We start from the raw sequence: 16401 nt of genomic DNA, 5'->3' as shown, positions 1-16401 counted from the left end.
CCGCACTCGATCTGATCATTGGATTTCCGGCATGCGAACGAGAGGCATCAAGCCTGCTCACGCTGCATCTCCGGGTATCGGGCGGTGGGTGACATCGTCTCTGAGCGAATCGATGCCCCAATGTTCCACGGTATCGGAGCCTGCCTGCGGAAGCCTGTTCATCAGCTTCCGGGCCCACTCCGGATCAGCCCGGCGTAGAGCCGTGGCCGACCGCGTATCGGGGTCGAATCGCAATGTCACCAGCGCGGGTGCGCTCCACCTTTCCGGACCACGAAGACTAGGACGGGGCCTCCGGAACCTCCCCAACCAGACCATCGCGGGGCTCGCGAAGGCATCCCCATCATACCCCGGACGCGCGATAACCGCAATCGGCATGAGTCTCGCGATGGCGCGCCAGTCTTTCCACTGATGGAACTGGGCCAGATTGTCCGCTCCCATGAGCCAGACGAAGCGGCGTTTCGGGTAGCGCCGGACCAGCTTTTTCAGCGTATCGACGGTGTAGCGCGTACCCAGTTCACGCTCGATCGCCGTCACCCGGATCGGCGCACGGCGGGCCTGCCGGCGGGCCGAAAGCACCCGCGCGGCCAGCGGCGCCATCCCGGCCCTGGGCTTCAGCGGATTTCCCGGCGAGACCAGCCACCAGACCTCGTCCAGTCCCAGTGCCTCTGCCGCGAACAGGCTGATGCGCCGGTGCCCGCCATGGGCCGGATTGAAACTGCCGCCAAGCAGGCCGGTGATCGGGCCGAGGCGGGTCCTGCGGTCAGCCATGCAAGGGATTCGCGGTGCGCGGGACGGTCAGGGCCGTTCCTGCCCGGTGCCGCGGACCAGCCACTTGTACGTCGTGAGTCCCTCCAGCGCGACCGGGCCGCGCGCATGGAGCCGGCCGGTGGCGATGCCGATCTCGGCGCCAAGGCCGAATTCGCCGCCGTCGGCGAACTGGCTGGAGGCGTTGACCATCACGATGGCGCTGTCCACTTCGGCCAGGAAGCGCTCGGCCGCGGCCGGATCGGCAGCGACGATGGCATCGGTGTGGTGCGAGGAATGCGCGGCGATATGGTCCATCGCCGGGTCCAGCCCGTCCACCACCGCCACCGAGAGCACGGCATCGAGATATTCGGTGTCCCAGTCCTCGTCACCGACAGGCAGAACCCGCGGGTCCAGCGCCTGTGCGCGGGCATCGCCGCGCAGTTCGCAGCCCGCATCCGCCAGCGCGCGCACCACTTCGGCAGAACCGGGGAACTGCGTATCGAGCAGCAGCGTCTCCATCGAACCGCAGATGCCGGTGCGGCGCAGCTTGGCGTTGACGGCAATGCCGCGCGCCATTTCCGGGTCGGCGGAGGCGTGGACATAAGTGTGGCAGATACCGTCCAGGTGGGCGAGCACCGGCACGCGGGCATCGGCCTGAACCCGCGCCACCAGGCTCTTGCCGCCGCGGGGCACGATCATGTCGATCAGGCCTGCCGCAGTCAGCATGGCGCCCACCACGGCGCGGTCCTGGGTGGGTACGAGCTGGACTGCCGCGGCGGGAACGCCCGCCTGTTCCAGGCCCGAGACCATCGCTGCCAGAATCGCGCGGTTGGAATGCAAGGCCTCGCTGCCGCCACGCAGCAGCACGGCATTGCCCGAGCGCAGGCAGAGCGCCGCCGCATCGGCGGTGACGTTGGGGCGGCTTTCGTAGATGATACCGATCAGCCCGATCGGAATGCGCACGCGCGACAGCTTGAGGCCATTGGGGCGCGCGCTTTCGGAGATGATCTCGCCCACCGGATCGGGCAGGCCGGCCACTTGCTCGACCGCATCAGCCATGGCGGCAAGGCGACCGGCATCGAGGCGCAGGCGATCGAGCATGGCGCCCGTCAGCCCCTTGGCCTCTCCCGCTGCCACGTCCCGCGCATTGGCCTCCAGGATGGCTGGCTCCGCGGCCCGCAGCGCATCGGCGGCGGCGCGCAGGGCATCGGCCTTCTGCGCATCGGTGAGCCGGGCCAGCAGGCGCTGCGCGGCGCGGCCATCGGTGGCCAGGCGGGCTACAAGCGCCTCAGGCGTCTCATCGACAGGAGCCTGTTTCTCGGCGACGGGAGTGGTCTGCAGGTTCATGGCCAGCGGCCTAGCACCGTTGGAAGGGGCTGTCACCGACCGGACATGGTCCGAACGCCGATCCAGCGCAATCCCGACAATAAGATTGAAAAACCGAAGTTTTTCGACGAATCACCCGAAACGGGAGATGAACGGCCCAGCGCGCAATCGAAACGGGTTCCTCCGTTTATCGCAAGCACAGTTCGACTCAGCGGGATTCCGCAAGGACTCACGGCAAGTCGATTCGCCTTGCCGCCCGCCCCCTGCTAGCTCGCCGGCCCGGGTTCAAGCCAAAAATTCACGCCGAGAAACTACGCGGGGTCGTTTTGAAATCAACATCTGCCGGGACGCTCAAGCGGCGTCTCAAGGCGGCGTTCCCGGATCGCGAACTGATCGTGCGATCGCAGGGGCAGGTCCGCTTCATCCGTATCTCGTCGGGAATGCAGAAGGCCGCCGCCGGCGTGGCCGTCTCGCTGCTCGGCGCCTGGTGCGTCTCGATGGGCGCCCTGGCCTTCTCGCAGTTTTCGGCAACCAGCGAATCCGCCGCCCTGGCCACGCGTGAGGCGCGTGTCGCCGCCGCGGCCAGCAACGTCGAAAAGTATCGCGACAATCTGGACGGCACGGTGGCCGACCTCGCCCGCCGCCAGCAGTTCATCGAGAAGATGATCGACGCGCACATCGGCGAGCTTCCCGAGGAAACCCCCGCCGAGGACGCAGCGAAGGCCGATCCGGCGCAGGCTGACCCGGCAAAGGCCGGCGAGCCCGCCAGCAAGATCAGCGCCGTCCTGCCCGAGGCCGGCAAGCTGGCCCAGCTCGAAGCCGGGCAGATCGCGCTCGTGGAACGGCTGACCCGCTATGCCGACCACCGCGCCGCCCTTGCTTCCGACACGATCCGCAAGCTCGGCCTGAACCCTGCCCCGATCATGGCCCGCGCCCGCTCCAAGGTGGCGGAAGGTGGTCCGCTGGAAAGCCTCGCCACCGCGGCCGACGGATCTCTGGACCCCCGCTTCCAGCGCCTGGGCCTCAGCCTTGCGCGCATGGACGCGCTGGAGAACGGCCTCGCCTCGATCCCGCAGGTGCAGCCGGCCCATGTCGCCTACGTCTCCTCCAGCTACGGCTACCGGTCCGACCCCTTCACCGGCGGCGCCGCGTTCCATGCCGGGCTCGATTTCCCGGGCCCGATGGGTTCGCCGATCTACGCCGCCGCCAAGGGCAAGGTGTCCTTCGTCGGGCAGCGCCAGGGCTACGGAAACTGCATCGAGATCAGCCATGGCAATGGCCTGATGACCCGCTACGGCCACCTTTCCGCTTTCGGCGTTCGCGTCGGGCAGGAAGTGGACGGCGGAACCCGCATCGCCGCGATGGGCAGCACTGGCCGCTCCACCGGCTCGCACCTCCACTTCGAAGTGCGCGTTAACAATCGCCCGATGAATCCGCGCCCCTTCCTGGAGGCCGCCCGCAATGTTCAGCAAGAAGCCCGATAACACCATGGTCAAGAACTTCACCAGCCACCGCACCGGCCCGACCTCGGGCTTCTCGATGCTCGGCAACGACATCACGCTCACCGGCAATGTCGAAGCCTCCGCCGATCTCCATATCGACGGACGGGTGATCGGCGACATCACCTGCAAAGCGCTCGTCCAGGGCGAGGAGAGCGAGATCTCCGGCGGAATCTCCGCCGAATCGGTCCGCATCGCCGGAATCGTGCGCGGCACCATCGCCGCCCGCGAAGTGGTGATCCTCAAGAGCGCGCAGATCATCGGCGACATCGCCTACGATGCCCTCACCATCGAGCAGGGCGCGCGCCTCGAAGGCCGGCTCAGCCCCAATGGCGGCCAGATGCCCCCGGCCCTCGCGCGCCTGCCGCACGCTTCCGCGGAAGCCGAAGTGGAAGTGCTGGCCGCCGAGTAAGCGGCCCGCATCCCCGAGGCGGGGACGACAGACAGCAAAAAGGCCCGCGACAGATGACTGTCGCGGGCCTTTTTTCGTTCCGGTGAAGGATCGCTGCGCGCCGGATCGCTCCGGCGCACCGCGTCGACGGGATCGGTTACTCGCCCCGGTCTCCGCCCGTTTCGCCCGCCGCCTCGGCGGCACGCTTGGCTTCGAGCCAGGCAGCGACTTCGGCTTCCTGCGCGGCTTCGCTGGCGGCGCGCGATGCGGCCTCACGCTCGGCGCGCAGTTCCTCGATCAGGGCTTCGCGGTCGTCCGTCAGACGCTCGTCGTTCTGGCCGTCATCCTGGATGCCTGCCTTCTTCGCGGCCTTGAACACGATGGCATCGAGTTCGCGCTGCGAGCAGAGGCCCAGCGTAACCGGGTCCTTCGGGGTGATGTTGGCGATGTTCCAGTGCGACCGGTCGCGGATGGCCGCGATCGTGTTGCGGGTGGTGCCGATCAGCTTGCCGATCTGCGCGTCCGACACCTCGGGGTGGTTACGCAGGATCCAGGCGATGCCGTCCGGCTTGTCCTGGCGCTTGGACACCGGGGTGTAGCGCGGGCCCTTGGTGCGGTTCGAAGTGACCGGCACCTTGTGCATGCGCAGCTTGTATTCGGGGTTGGCCTGCCCCTTTTCGATTTCTTCCATCGTCAGCTCGCCCGAACGAACGGGGTCGCGGCCGGTGTACTTGCTGGATGCCAGATCGTCGGCCATCGCCTGCACTTCGAGCATGTGCAGGCCGCAGAACTCTGCGATCTGCTCGAAGGTCAACGCAGTGGTGTCGACCAGCCAGGAGGCGGTCGCGTGCGGCATCAGCGGAGTGGGCTGGCTCATGTCTCTATCTCCGGCGGAAACAATAAGGGCCGCCCCTTCGCGGAGCGGCCGTACAGAGCCGATTTAGGGAAACTTTGCGCATTCGGCAAGCAAAAGCCTAGCTTTCGGCAACTCTATTATCCATGCGGCTCGACTGACCGCGAGCACGATTCGTGCCCGGACGCCTCCAGGCAGGCGCGCCGGAGCCGCTCAGACCTCCAGCACGATCTTGCCGACGTGATCCCCCGCTTCCATCCGGGCGTGGGCCGCAGCCGCCTCCCGCAAGGGGAAGCGGGTATCCATCACCGGACGCAGCGCGCCCTCCTCCACCAGCGGCCAGGCATTGGCGCGGATTTCCTGGGCGAGCAGCGCCTTGAAGGAATCCGTGCGGGGCCGCAGGGTCGATCCGGTCAGGGTGTAGCGGCGCGCCATGACGACGGCCATATTGATCTCCGCCTTCGCGCCGCCCTGCACGGCGATGGTGACGTGGCGGCCGTCCGGCGCCAGGCACTTGAGGTTTCGCGCGACATAATCGCCCGCGATCATGTCCAGCACCAGGTCGACGCCCCGGCCCTCGGTTATCCGTGCGACTTCCTCGACGAAATCGGCGGCCTTGTAGTCGATGGCGTGATCGGCGCCGATCTCCAGCGCGCGGGCGCATTTGTCGGGAGAGCCGCAAGTGACGATCACGGTCAGGCCGAACTGGCGGCACAGCATCGTCGCCATCGTGCCGATGCCGCTGGTGCCCCCGTGAATCAGGATGGTCTCCCCTTCCCGCGCCCAGCCGCGTTCGAAGACATTGTGCCAGACGGTGAACAGCGTCTCCGGCAAGGCGGCTGCTTCATCCAGGGCGAGCGAATCGGGGACCGGCAGGCAGGTGCTGACCTTGGCGATGCAGTATTCGGCATAGCCACCGCCAGCCACCAGCGCGCAGACCTTCTGCCCCGGCGCGAGTTCGGTCACCCCTTCGCCCAGCGCCACCACCTGGCCCGAGACCTCCAGCCCCGGCAGCGGCGATGCGCCGGGCGGCGGCGGGTACTTCCCCTGGCGCTGCACGACGTCCGGCCGATTCACGCCCGCAAAGGCGACCTTGACCAGAACCTCGCCCGCTCCAGGTACCGGCACGGGCACGGTTACGGGCTGGAGAACCTCGGGACCGCCGGGCGCCTCGAAGCCGATCGCGGTCATCATTGTGGGTGAGTTAGCTAACATACATATCCTGTTGCCACAGTCCCACTTTGAAGTGGAACATATTTTCTGGCCATTGACAGTCCCAAAGTACAGTCCGATGCTGCGGTGCAATGGACGAGGACGATCGACCGCGGCGGCGGTCGCCCGAAGGTGACTTCGGAGCTGCCAGCCTTCTCGCCAGCGAAAGCCTGGATCGCTTTTCGCTGGACGAACTCGACGCACGCGTTGCCCTGCTCGAATCAGAGATAGCCCGCATCAAGGCGCATCGCCACCAGGCCTCCGCGCATATGCAGGCCGCAGAGGCGCTGTTCAGGCCGAAGCAATCATGATCGGCGTCACTCTCCTTCACGGTAACCTCGCAAGGACCCGGAGCGTCCCTATATATGAGTTGAAACGAAGCCCGGCCAAATTCGCAAGGCCAGCAAACTCCCCTACAAGGCCAGAAACCGCCGCAAGGAGAGTCCCCCTCCCAAATGAAAGTCTTCTAGATGCCTAGTTTCGCGCAAAGCCTGGAAAAGACACTGCACTCGGCCCTGTCGCACGCTTCCGAGCGCAGCCACGAGTATGCCACGCTGGAGCACCTGCTGCTCGCCCTGATCGATGATCCGGACGCGGCACAGGTCATGCAGGCATGCGGCGTGGAACTTGGCGACCTCGGCGACGTGGTCCGTCAGTACCTCGACCAGGAATACCAGTCGCTCAAGACCGAGGAAAAGGGCGATCCCGCCCCGACCGCCGGGTTCCAGCGCGTGATCCAGCGCGCCATCCTGCATGTCCAGTCCTCAGGCAAGGACACCGTCACCGGCGCGAACGTGCTGGTCGCGCTGTTCTCCGAGCGTGATTCCTATGCCGTCTATTTCCTGCAGCAGCAGGACATGAGCCGCCTGGATGCCGTCAGCTACATCAGCCACGGCATCGGCAAGGGCGGCAAGCGCGTGGAAGAACGCAATTCCAAGGGGTCCGAGGAACACGCCCCCACGCCCGAGGAAAAGGCCGAAGCCAAGAACGCCAGCAAGAAGGATTCGGCGCTCGACCAGTTCACCGTCAATCTCAACGAGAAGGCGCTGAACGGCAAGGTTGACCCGCTGATCGGCCGCGGCCCCGAAGTGGACCGCACGATCCAGATCCTCTGCCGCCGCTCCAAGAACAACCCGCTCTACGTGGGCGACCCCGGCGTCGGCAAGACCGCCATCGCCGAAGGTCTGGCCCGCAAGATCGTCGAGGGCGACGTGCCGGAAGTGCTGGCCGAAGCGGTGATCTACTCACTCGACATGGGCTCGCTGCTGGCAGGCACGCGGTATCGCGGCGACTTCGAGGAACGCCTGAAGCAGGTCGTCTCCGAACTGGAGAAGATGCCGCACGCGATCCTGTTCATCGACGAGATCCACACGGTGATCGGCGCCGGCGCCACCAGCGGCGGCGCGATGGATGCCTCGAACCTGCTCAAGCCCGCGCTGTCGGGCGGCACGATCCGCTGCATCGGCTCCACCACCTACAAGGAGTTCCGCAACCACTTCGAGAAGGACCGCGCCCTGCTGCGCCGGTTCCAGAAGATCGACGTGAACGAACCCACGGTGGAAGACACCATCAAGATCCTCAAGGGCCTGCGCACGGCCTTCGAGGAGCACCACAAGGTCAAGTACACGCCTGACGCGATCAAGACCGCCGTCGAGCTTTCGGCGCGCTACATCAACGACCGCAAGCTGCCGGACAAGGCGATCGACGTGATCGACGAAGTGGGCGCGATGCAGATGCTGGTGCCCCCCAGCCGCCGCAAGAAGACGATCACCGCCCGCGAAATCGAGCAGGTGATCGCCACGATGGCGCGCATCCCGCCCAAGTCGGTCAGCTCGGACGACAAGAAGGCGCTCGAGAATCTCGAACGCGATCTGAAGCGCGTCGTGTTCGGCCAGGACAAGGCCATCGGCGTGCTCGCCACCGCCATGAAGCTCAGCCGCGCGGGGCTGCGCGATCCGGACAAGCCGATCGGCTCGTTCCTGTTCTCCGGCCCAACCGGCGTCGGCAAGACCGAAGTCGCCCGCCAGCTCGCCTCGATCATGGGCATCGAGCTGAAGCGTTTCGACATGTCGGAATATATGGAGCGTCACTCGGTCAGCCGCCTGATCGGCGCGCCTCCGGGCTATGTCGGCTTCGACCAGGGCGGCCTGCTGACGGATGCGATCGACCAGAATCCGCACTGCGTGCTGCTGCTGGACGAAATCGAGAAGGCCCACCCGGACCTGTTCAACATCCTGCTTCAGGTGATGGACAACGGCCGACTGACGGACCACCACGGCAAGACCGTCGACTTCCGCAACGTGGTCCTGATCATGACCACCAATGCGGGCGCATCCGACATGGCGCGCCAGGGCATCGGCTTCGGTGACACGTCCAAGGCGGATGCCGGGGACGAGGCAGTGAAGCAGATGTTCACGCCGGAATTCCGCAACCGTCTCGATGCCATCGTGCCCTTCGCCTATCTCGCCAAGGACACCATCAGCCGGGTGGTGGACAAGTTCATCCTCCAGCTGGAACTTCAGCTGGCCGACCAGAACGTCCATATCCAGTTCGACTCCGACGCCCGCACCTGGCTGGGCGATCGCGGCTACGACAAGCTCTACGGTGCGCGTCCGATGGGCCGCGTGATCCAGGAGAAGGTCAAGCAGCCGCTGGCCGAGGAACTGCTGTTCGGCAAGCTGAACCACGGCGGCGAAGTGCATGTTTCCGTCAAGGATGACGGGCTGAACTTCGAACTGACGCCCGCCGCGCCCAAGATGGTGAAGGGACGCAAGGCGCCCGCCGCCAAGAAGTCGGCGAAGAAGCCCGGGCCGCCGTCGGAAGCCAATGCCGACGATTGAACCGGGTCGCTACGGCCAATCATCCCGGACCTGATTCGGGATGACGAAATAGAGGGGGCGGGAACCACGCGGTTCCCGCCCCATTTTTCATGCATGGCCCGCGATTTCTCCTGGATCAGACCCGAACCCTGGGGAATTCACGTCGTCCCCGCCGATTGCTGGATCGACCCATCCCGCCCCGTCGACCGCGCCCTGGTGACTCACGGCCATTCCGACCACGCCCGCGGCGGTCATGGCGAGACCGTCGCCACCCCCGAGACCCTCGCGATCATGAAGTTGCGCTACGCAACTTCCGAAGGCGCCGTTCCAGTGGCCTATCACGAGACCCTGAGCCTGCGCGGCGGCGTGTCCGCAACCTATATCCCGGCCGGACATGTGCTGGGCTCCGCGCAGATCCTGCTGGAGCACGCGGGCGAGCGCATCATCGTCACCGGCGACTTCAAGCGCCGGGCGGATCCCACCTGCCCGCCTTTCGAAGTGACGGCTTGCGATGTCCTCATCACCGAGGCGACTTTCGGCCTCCCCGTGTTCCGCCACCCGCCCGTAGAACATGAGATCGCCAAGCTGCTGGCCGCCCTCGCCGCCAATCCCGAACGCTGCGTGCTGGTGGGCGCCTACGCTCTCGGCAAAGCCCAACGCCTGATCGCCGAGCTGCGCCGCGCGGGACATCATGACGTCATCTATCTCCACGGCGCGATGGAGCGCATGTGCCGCCTTTATGAAGAGCTGGGCGTCGATCTCGGCGATTTGCGGCTCGTCAGTGACGTCACGAAGGCAGACCTCGTCGGCCGAGTGGTGGTCGCGCCGCCTTCCACGCTCAACGACCGCTGGAGCCGCCGCCTGCCCGATCCCGTCACCGCCATGGCTTCGGGATGGATGCGGGTACGCCAGCGCGCCCGCCAGCGCATGGTCGAGCTGCCGCTGGTGATCTCCGACCATGCGGACTGGGACGAACTGACTCAGACGGTGATCGACGTGAATCCGGCCGAGACCTGGATAACGCATGGCCGCGAGGAAGCGATGCTGCGCTGGTGCCAGCTCAACCAGCGGCGGGCGCGGGCACTGGCGCTGGTGGGATACGAGGATGAAGATGATTGACGGGACTCCCGCAGAGGCGCCAGGAGGATGCCCCGCGTCGCAGGCATGCTTCCGCTTTCTGGCATCGCGCCACGCGCAGGCACATGCTCCGAGAGTGGATTCCCCGCGAACGTTGCCTCTTCGCGCCTTTGCGCCTTTGCGCGAACGGGGCGCTCTCTTCGCTGCACCACCGCGCTTCCGCGTGCCTTCATAAATGGAGCGCTTCGCCGCCCTTATCGACTCGCTGGTCTACACCCGCAGCCGCAACGCCAAGCTCAAGCTGCTGGCGGACTACTTGCGCGAGACTCCCGATCCGGACCGCGGATGGGCCCTGGCGGCGCTCACCGACGGGCTCGACTTCCCCGCCGTGAAAAGCTCGACCATCCGCAACCTGATGAGCGAGCGGATCGATCCGGTGCTCTGGACGCTGAGCCGCGACTACGTGGGCGATTCGGCGGAGACCGCCAGCCTGCTCTGGCCCACCCCGGATGCTCCGCCCGATCCGCCGACCGTAAGCGAAGCTGTCGACGCGCTCACCCGCATGACTCGCGCCAATGTCATGGCCGAACTGCCGCGCCTGCTCGACCGTCTCGACGCCGAGGGGCGCTATGCCCTGCTCAAACTGGCGACGGGAGCCATGCGGATCGGGATTTCGTCCCGTCTGGCCAAGACCGCCTTCGCGCAGGCTTTCGACGTCTCGGTGGAGGATGTCGAGGAGCACTGGCATGGTCAGCAGGCGCCTTACAGCGCCCTGTTCGACTGGGCGGCCCATGGCGCCGCCGCGCCTTCCTCCGAAGACCTACCGCTGTTCCGGCCGTTCATGCTGGCCCATCCGCTGGAGGATGCCCAGCTCGACCTTGCGGACTATGCGGCCGAATGGAAATGGGACGGCATTCGCGTGCAGGTGGTGCGGGTCGCAGGGGATACCCGGGTCTATTCCCGCTCCGGCGACGATATTTCCGGCACTTTTCCCGAAATTGCCTCTGCGCTCGACCTCGACGCCGTGCTTGACGGCGAGTTGCTGGTGCGCGGCATCCACCAGGGCGGCGAGGAAGGCGGCGCGGCCAGCTTCAATGCGCTTCAGCAGAGGTTGGGCCGCAAGACCGTTTCGAAGAAGATGCTGGCGGAATCTCCCGCGTTCGTGCGTCTCTACGATGCGCTCATCGTCGAAGGCGAGGATTTGCGCACCCTCCCCTGGCGCGATCGCCGGGCTAGACTCGAAACCCTGGCGGCCCGGCTTGACCCGCAGCATTTCGACCTGAGCACGGTCATCCCGGCTGCCGACTTCGCGGAACTCGCCGCGATCCGCGAGCGGGCGCGGGATGATGCCATCGAAGGCGTCATGCTCAAGCGGCGCGACAGCCCTTACGTCGCCGGGCGCAAGACCGGGCTCTGGTACAAGTGGAAGCGCGATCCGCTGCTGATCGACTGTGTGCTGATGTATGCCCAGCGCGGCAGCGGCAAGCGATCCTCTTTCTATTCCGACTACACGTTCGGCTGCTGGGACGGCGACCCGGATGCCGGCGCCGAACTGCTCCCGGTGGGCAAGGCCTATTTCGGCTTCACTGACGAGGAGCTGAAATGGCTGGACCGGCATGTGCGCAACCATACGGTCAATCGCTTCGGCCCGGTGCGGGAGACGGACAAGTCGCTGGTGCTGGAAGTCGCCTTCGATTCGGTCCACCTCAGCAAGCGCCACAAGTCCGGGCTCGCCATGCGTTTTCCGCGAATTCATCGGATTCGCATGGACAAGCCCGCGCATGAGGCGGACCGGATCGAGACTCTGAAGGCAATGGTCCGCGATTGACCGCGATCAAGTTCCACGTGGAACAGATCGGCTATATCCTGCGGCTCTCCCCTGCCCCCGGACAAGCCGCCGAAAGAGCCGATCATGACGAAACAACCCGAGGCCCCTGCAACACCGCACGATCTGCTCGGCGGCGCTCCGGCGTTCGAGGCAATTGCCAATCGCTTTTACGACCTGATGGAGCAGGACCCGGCCTATGCGCAGCTTCGCGCCATGCATGCCGAGGATCTCGCGCCGATGCGCCGGTCTCTCCCACGTTTTCTGGCAGGCTGGGCCGGCGGCCCGCGTGACTGGTTCGAAGCCAATCCCGGCAAATGCATGATGAGCCTGCACCGGGACTTCCCGATCGACCGCACCACCGCCGATCAATGGGCAGAGGCCATGGCCCGCGCCATCGCCGAGGTCTCGCCGCAGCCCGAGAATGTCGCAAATGCCATGACGGACGTGCTGACCCGCATGGCCCGGAGCATGGCGCGCTAGCGGTGTTGCCGCGGTTTTTTCGCGATGGAAGCCGTCAAAGTTCCACGTGGAACTGCTTCTCGCGCGAAGTTGCGCCGCGCAACAAGGCCAGGCGGGACGGCGCCAGGCCCAGGGCCGCCGCCAGCAGAACCCGCACCGCCTCGGTCGCCTTGCCATCTTCCGGCTTGGCCCGGACTTTTACCAGCAGACGGCCTTCCGCGATCTCCAGTCCTTCCATCTTCGCGCCCGGCGTGACCCGCACGGCAAGCCGGCTTTCGGAATCGACCAGGTCGCGGAGCGCCGCGGCCGGCGGCAAGGCGATCCTTGGCTTGGCCATCAGGGCGTAAGACCCAGCGCCTTGGCATGGAGGCGGCCGTTCACGACGTAGCCCTGCACGCCGGCCTGGTTCGCAGCGATAGCTTCTGGTTCGAGGTCCCGCAGATACTTCGCCGGTCGTCCCATCCAGAGTTGCCCCGCGCCGATGCGCTTGCCGGTAAGCTGCGCGCCCGCCGCCAGCATGCCGTCGGATTCGATGTGGCTGCCGTCCATGACGATCGCCCCGAGACCGACGAATGCGCGATCCTCCAGGATGCAGCCGTGGACCATCGCCATGTGCCCGATCAGCACGTCCTCGCCGATCAGGGTGGGATAGCCTTCCGGTCGGACAGGCTTTGGGCTGTCGCAGTGAATGACGGAACCGTCCTGGATGTTCGTCCGCGCACCGATCACCACCCGGTTCACATCCGCGCGGATCACGCAATTGTACCAGATGCTGACGTCCGGGCCGATCTCGACATCGCCGATGATGCGGCAGCCGGGGGCAATGAACGCGCTCGAATGAATGCGCGGCGCCTTGCCGTGAATGGCGGCGACGGTGATATCGGTTCGGCTGTCGATCATGCTCTCTCCCCCGCGCTCGATAGGGCTCGTCTATGCGGCCCATTCCTCGCGCGTGATCGAATAAACAATCGTATGGCGCAAGGGTGGCTCGAAACGCAGATCGTCGTAATCGAGATCCTCGCGGCGGCGCATGCCCAGCCGGCGCATCAGGCCCCAACTCGCTTCGTTGCCGATCACGGTGATCGCGAAGATCTCCTCTGCCCCGAAAGTGCCGAACCCGGCATCGAGAGATGCCAGGGCGGCTTCCTTGGCATAGCCTTTTCCGTGCGCGTCGCTGCGCAGACGCCAGCCGATCTCGAAGGCTCCGAGGAACGAGGCGCCCGGGGCGTCGATCTTCTTCAGCCCGCAGAAGCCCAGCATCTCGCCCGAGAGATCGCCGCCGTCGGCCAAGCGCTCGACGATCCAGAAGGTGTGGCCATATGCTTCGTGGAAGCCCAGCATGCGGGCTTCCGAGGCAGCCAGCCGCTCCGCGTCCATCACGCCGCCCAGCCAGCGCATGACGCCGGGCGTATTGGTCACTTCGGCGAAGCGCGCCATATCGCCCGCCTGCCAGTTGCGCAGCACGAGGCGATCCGTTTCCAGGCGGAAATCGGTCATGACGTCATTTCCGCAGCAGGCGCGCGGCATGGACCGCGTGGTACGTCAGCACGCCCGAGCAGCCGGCCCGTTTGAAGGCCAGCAGCGTTTCCAGCACCATGGCATCGCGGTCCGCCGCGCCGGCCGCCACCGCCGCCTCGATCATCGCGTACTCACCCGAGACCTGATAGGCGAAGACGGGAACCTCGAAGGTGTCCTTCACCCGGCGCACGATATCCAGATAGGGCAGGCCCGGCTTGACCATGACGCTGTCCGCACCCTCGCCCAGATCCAGCTCGACCTCGCGCAGGGCTTCCTCGGTGTTGGCCGGGTCCATCTGGTAGGTCTTCTTGTCGCCCTTCAGCAAGCCGCGCGTGTTCACGGCATCGCGGAACGGGCCATAGAAGGCCGAGGCATACTTCGCGGCGTAGCTCATGATCTGGACATTGACGAAGCCCTCGTCCTCAAGGGCGTCGCGAATGGCGCCGATGCGGCCGTCCATCATGTCGGAGGGGGCAATGATGTCCGCGCCGGCGCGCGCCTGATTCAGCGACTGGCCGACCAGCACTTCGATCGTCTCGTCGTTCAGCACGTAGCCGTCATCGCCGAGCAGGCCGTCCTGCCCGTGGTTGGTATAGGGATCGAGGGCCACGTCGGTCAGCAGGCCGATGCGATCGCCGAGTTCCGCGCGGATGGCGCGCAAGGCGCGGCACATCAGGTTGTCAGGATTGAGCGCCTCGGCGCCGTCGTCGCTGCGACGCTCGGGCTGGGTATCCGGGAACAGCGCCAGGCAGGGAATGCCGAGGTCCGCAGCTTCCTTCGCCCGCTCGACCAGGAGGTCCACCGACCAGCGCGACACGCCGGGCAGCGAAGCGATGGGCTGTTCGACGCCCTCGCCCTCGGTCACGAAAACCGGCCAGATCAGGTCGGCGGGGGTCAACACCGTCTCGCGGTGCATGGCGCGGCTCCAGGCCGTGGCGCGCGCGCGGCGCAGGCGGGTGTGGGGATATGCTCCGGTCATGGCCGGAGTGATTGCCGCAAAAGCCCAGCCGGTTCAATGAGACGGACTGTCCTAGGCGAGACGACCTGTCATGGGCCGCCTGCTCACTCGGCGGGCTTGGGCGCCAGCCGGTCGATTTCGCGCTGCATATCCGGAGACGCTTCGACGGGCCCCTCGATCGTGCCGAGCGCCTCGCCCGGCTGAACACCCATGAGCGCGGCCAGCCTGGCCCTGAAGGCGTCCTTCTCCTTGCCGTCGATCTGCGGACGCGAGACGAAGCGGAGGCCGGCGGGGTTGATCGTATGGCCGCCGCGATAGGCTTCGAAATGAAGATGCGGTCCGGTAGAAAGGCCGGTCGAGCCGACATAGCCGATCACCTGCCCCGCCTTGATCCGGGCTCCGCGTTTCACCGCGATCCGGCTCATGTGGCCATAGCCGGTGTCCAGCCCGCCACTGTGACTCAGGCGAACGTAGTTGCCGTGGCCGCCGTGCCGACCGGCGAAGTTCACGACACCGTCCGCCACCGCATAGATCGGCGAGCCATAGCGCGCGCCATAGTCGATGCCCGCATGCATGCGCACGAAACCGAGGATCGGATGGCGGCGCTTGCCGTAAGGCGACGTCATGTGTCCGGCCACCGGCATGCCCCCCGGCGCGCCTTGAGGCTGGGTGAGCGCGGACGAGGCGATCATCTCGCCGTCCTTGCCCCAGCGCAGCAGCTGGACGCGCGGCTTTCCGCCATGGTCGAGCCCGGCATAGAGCAAGTTGCCCACTTCGCGCTCGCCTTTGGCAGAGCGCTTGTAGCCGATGACGATGTCGAACTGGTCCTGCGCGGAAATGTCGCGTTCCAGGCTGAGATACTTGTCTATCGCCCGCAGGTAATCCTGGATCGCGCCCACCGGAGCCCCGGCATTGCGCGCCGAGCGGTAGAGGCTGGAACCCACGGTGCCGCGGATGCGCAGCGGCGTTTCGTCCACGCGAATGGGATGGCGCACGAGCGACAAGGCCCCGGCCGGGCCGCGCTCGATGGAAAGGTCGAGATCGAAGCGGGCGCGGAAATCCATCGAATCGAGCGCCCGCGGGGCGTTCGGCGCCGGACGGCGGCCCATGGTGATGTCGAATCGGGTTCCCGAGGAGAGATCCCCGACCGGAACGGCCTGGCCGATCAGGCCGGAAATCTGCGAGACGTCCGCGCTGCCCACGCCGACACGTTCCAGCATGCGCGCGAAGCTGTCGCCCTGTCCCAGGGTCGAGACGAGTTGGATCGAGGGCCGCTCCGGCACATTCGCCAGCGGCCGCACCAGCGGGCTGGCACCCATGTGGCGGCCGCTGTCGGCACCGAGTGCCAAGGGAGAAATGGTCTGGCTGCGAAATTCGTCCCGGCTGCGCGCCGCGATCGGCGACGTAGTGGCGGCTTCCACTGCGGAGAAGTCCGGCCAGAGCGCAATTGCGGCTGCGCTCAGCCCCAGCATCGTGGCGAGACCGCGATACCAACGGCGACTGCCGATGTCCGATGCGAGGTCCGGAGCGATCTCCACTTCATGGCACCAACGCTCAATCCCGCGCTTCCACCGCGCGAGAACGGGCGGCCTGGCCGGTGCCTCGGCAATCATCTGGTCGTGCGAAAGGGCCGCGACGCGCGCGGTTGCTCCTCCAGCGTGATCCCCGGCCTGATCGAGTGCCTTGAACAAATCGAGTCTTCCCCGCGACCACT

Annotated in this window: 16 protein-coding genes; 7 read left to right on the top strand and 9 right to left on the bottom strand. The window is 66.3% G+C overall.

The annotated features are described in order from the left end of the window. Window positions 1-57: 57 nt before the first annotated feature. Window positions 58-768 carry a nicotinate-nucleotide adenylyltransferase gene (locus EDF58_RS08025; protein ID WP_132264345.1) on the bottom strand — a complete coding sequence of 237 codons (711 nt, stop codon included), beginning with the start codon at window positions 766-768 and terminating at the stop codon, window positions 58-60. Window positions 769-795: 27 nt separating this feature from the next. Next, window positions 796-2094, bottom strand: coding sequence for a glutamate-5-semialdehyde dehydrogenase (locus EDF58_RS08020; RefSeq protein WP_132265264.1), 1299 nt, complete (start codon window positions 2092-2094; stop codon window positions 796-798). 305 nt (window positions 2095-2399) lie between these two features. On the opposite strand from EDF58_RS08020, the gene EDF58_RS08015 reads away from it, so the two are divergent. After that, window positions 2400-3557, top strand: a complete 1158-nt coding sequence (locus tag EDF58_RS08015) for a M23 family metallopeptidase (protein WP_132264343.1) — start codon at window positions 2400-2402, stop codon at window positions 3555-3557. Between the two features lie 4 nt (window positions 3558-3561). Next, on the top strand, window positions 3562-3984 hold the full coding sequence (locus tag EDF58_RS08010) for a polymer-forming cytoskeletal protein (protein WP_132265263.1): 423 nt from the start codon (window positions 3562-3564) through the stop codon (window positions 3982-3984). A gap of 136 nt (window positions 3985-4120) precedes the next feature. Here the strand turns inward: EDF58_RS08010 and EDF58_RS08005 are convergent, their stop codons facing one another. Both EDF58_RS08005 and EDF58_RS08000 read right to left on the bottom strand, forming a co-directional pair. Then, window positions 4121-4840: a DUF1013 domain-containing protein gene (locus EDF58_RS08005; RefSeq protein ID WP_132264341.1), complete on the bottom strand. Its 720-nt coding sequence runs from the start codon at window positions 4838-4840 to the stop codon at window positions 4121-4123. 189 nt (window positions 4841-5029) lie between these two features. Then, the gene (locus EDF58_RS08000) at window positions 5030-6031 is read right to left on the bottom strand and encodes an NAD(P)H-quinone oxidoreductase (RefSeq protein ID WP_132264339.1); all 1002 of its coding nucleotides are present in this window, start codon (window positions 6029-6031) and stop codon (window positions 5030-5032) included. Between the two features lie 89 nt (window positions 6032-6120). On the opposite strand from EDF58_RS08000, the gene EDF58_RS07995 reads away from it, so the two are divergent. From EDF58_RS07995 to EDF58_RS07975, 5 genes are all read left to right on the top strand, one after another. Then, a complete protein-coding gene (locus EDF58_RS07995) occupies window positions 6121-6339 on the top strand; it encodes a DUF1192 domain-containing protein (RefSeq protein ID WP_132264338.1) in 219 nt (72 codons plus the stop codon). 159 nt (window positions 6340-6498) lie between these two features. Further along, window positions 6499-8868, top strand: a complete 2370-nt coding sequence (gene clpA / locus EDF58_RS07990; protein ID WP_132264336.1) for an ATP-dependent Clp protease ATP-binding subunit ClpA — start codon at window positions 6499-6501, stop codon at window positions 8866-8868. A gap of 93 nt (window positions 8869-8961) precedes the next feature. Beyond that, a complete protein-coding gene (locus EDF58_RS07985; RefSeq protein WP_132264335.1) occupies window positions 8962-9966 on the top strand; it encodes a ligase-associated DNA damage response exonuclease in 1005 nt (334 codons plus the stop codon). 193 nt (window positions 9967-10159) lie between these two features. Continuing rightward, complete coding sequence (locus EDF58_RS07980) at window positions 10160-11752, top strand: cisplatin damage response ATP-dependent DNA ligase (protein WP_132264333.1); 1593 nt, start codon at window positions 10160-10162, stop codon at window positions 11750-11752. Between the two features lie 84 nt (window positions 11753-11836). Continuing rightward, window positions 11837-12232, top strand: a complete 396-nt coding sequence (locus EDF58_RS07975; RefSeq protein WP_132264331.1) for a group II truncated hemoglobin — start codon at window positions 11837-11839, stop codon at window positions 12230-12232. Between the two features lie 34 nt (window positions 12233-12266). On the opposite strand, the gene EDF58_RS07970 is transcribed toward EDF58_RS07975, so the two are convergent. From EDF58_RS07970 to EDF58_RS07950, 5 genes are all read right to left on the bottom strand, one after another. Next, window positions 12267-12548: a DUF167 domain-containing protein gene (locus EDF58_RS07970; RefSeq protein ID WP_132264329.1), complete on the bottom strand. Its 282-nt coding sequence runs from the start codon at window positions 12546-12548 to the stop codon at window positions 12267-12269. After that, window positions 12548-13111 carry a gamma carbonic anhydrase family protein gene (locus EDF58_RS07965; RefSeq protein ID WP_132264327.1) on the bottom strand — a complete coding sequence of 188 codons (564 nt, stop codon included), beginning with the start codon at window positions 13109-13111 and terminating at the stop codon, window positions 12548-12550. The genes EDF58_RS07970 and EDF58_RS07965 overlap by 1 nt, the downstream gene beginning before the upstream one ends. A gap of 30 nt (window positions 13112-13141) precedes the next feature. Next, entirely contained in the window at window positions 13142-13708 is a 567-nt protein-coding gene (locus tag EDF58_RS07960) for a GNAT family N-acetyltransferase (RefSeq protein WP_132264325.1), read from the bottom strand. A gap of 4 nt (window positions 13709-13712) precedes the next feature. Continuing rightward, complete coding sequence (hemB, locus tag EDF58_RS07955; protein ID WP_132264324.1) at window positions 13713-14708, bottom strand: porphobilinogen synthase; 996 nt, start codon at window positions 14706-14708, stop codon at window positions 13713-13715. Between the two features lie 83 nt (window positions 14709-14791). Next, on the bottom strand, window positions 14792-16378 hold the full coding sequence (locus EDF58_RS07950; RefSeq protein ID WP_243654129.1) for a M23 family metallopeptidase: 1587 nt from the start codon (window positions 16376-16378) through the stop codon (window positions 14792-14794). Between the last annotated feature and the right edge of the window lie 23 nt (window positions 16379-16401).

Source organism: Novosphingobium sp. PhB57 (assembly GCF_004342985.1).
Lineage (GTDB): Bacteria > Pseudomonadota > Alphaproteobacteria > Sphingomonadales > Sphingomonadaceae > Novosphingobium.
The sequence above is the reverse complement of the archived record's forward strand: the minus strand, read 5'-3'. Positions and strand labels throughout refer to the sequence as shown.

What these genes read in the sequence shown, in the direction of transcription:
- EDF58_RS08000 (WP_132264339.1), bottom strand. Translation starts at nt 6,031, where the DNA reads ATGTTAGCTAACTCACCCACAATGATGACCGCGATCGGCTTCGAGGCG.
- EDF58_RS07985 (WP_132264335.1), top strand. Translation starts at nt 8,962, where the DNA reads ATGGCCCGCGATTTCTCCTGGATCAGACCCGAACCCTGGGGAATTCAC.
- EDF58_RS07975 (WP_132264331.1), top strand. Translation starts at nt 11,837, where the DNA reads ATGACGAAACAACCCGAGGCCCCTGCAACACCGCACGATCTGCTCGGC.
- hemB (WP_132264324.1), bottom strand. Translation starts at nt 14,708, where the DNA reads ATGACCGGAGCATATCCCCACACCCGCCTGCGCCGCGCGCGCGCCACG.
- EDF58_RS08010 (WP_132265263.1), top strand. Translation starts at nt 3,562, where the DNA reads ATGGTCAAGAACTTCACCAGCCACCGCACCGGCCCGACCTCGGGCTTC.
- EDF58_RS08020 (WP_132265264.1), bottom strand. Translation starts at nt 2,094, where the DNA reads ATGAACCTGCAGACCACTCCCGTCGCCGAGAAACAGGCTCCTGTCGAT.
- EDF58_RS08005 (WP_132264341.1), bottom strand. Translation starts at nt 4,840, where the DNA reads ATGAGCCAGCCCACTCCGCTGATGCCGCACGCGACCGCCTCCTGGCTG.
- EDF58_RS07960 (WP_132264325.1), bottom strand. Translation starts at nt 13,708, where the DNA reads ATGACCGATTTCCGCCTGGAAACGGATCGCCTCGTGCTGCGCAACTGG.
- EDF58_RS07965 (WP_132264327.1), bottom strand. Translation starts at nt 13,111, where the DNA reads ATGATCGACAGCCGAACCGATATCACCGTCGCCGCCATTCACGGCAAG.
- EDF58_RS07970 (WP_132264329.1), bottom strand. Translation starts at nt 12,548, where the DNA reads ATGGCCAAGCCAAGGATCGCCTTGCCGCCGGCCGCGGCGCTCCGCGAC.
- EDF58_RS07995 (WP_132264338.1), top strand. Translation starts at nt 6,121, where the DNA reads ATGGACGAGGACGATCGACCGCGGCGGCGGTCGCCCGAAGGTGACTTC.
- clpA (WP_132264336.1), top strand. Translation starts at nt 6,499, where the DNA reads ATGCCTAGTTTCGCGCAAAGCCTGGAAAAGACACTGCACTCGGCCCTG.
- EDF58_RS07980 (WP_132264333.1), top strand. Translation starts at nt 10,160, where the DNA reads ATGGAGCGCTTCGCCGCCCTTATCGACTCGCTGGTCTACACCCGCAGC.
- EDF58_RS08025 (WP_132264345.1), bottom strand. Translation starts at nt 768, where the DNA reads ATGGCTGACCGCAGGACCCGCCTCGGCCCGATCACCGGCCTGCTTGGC.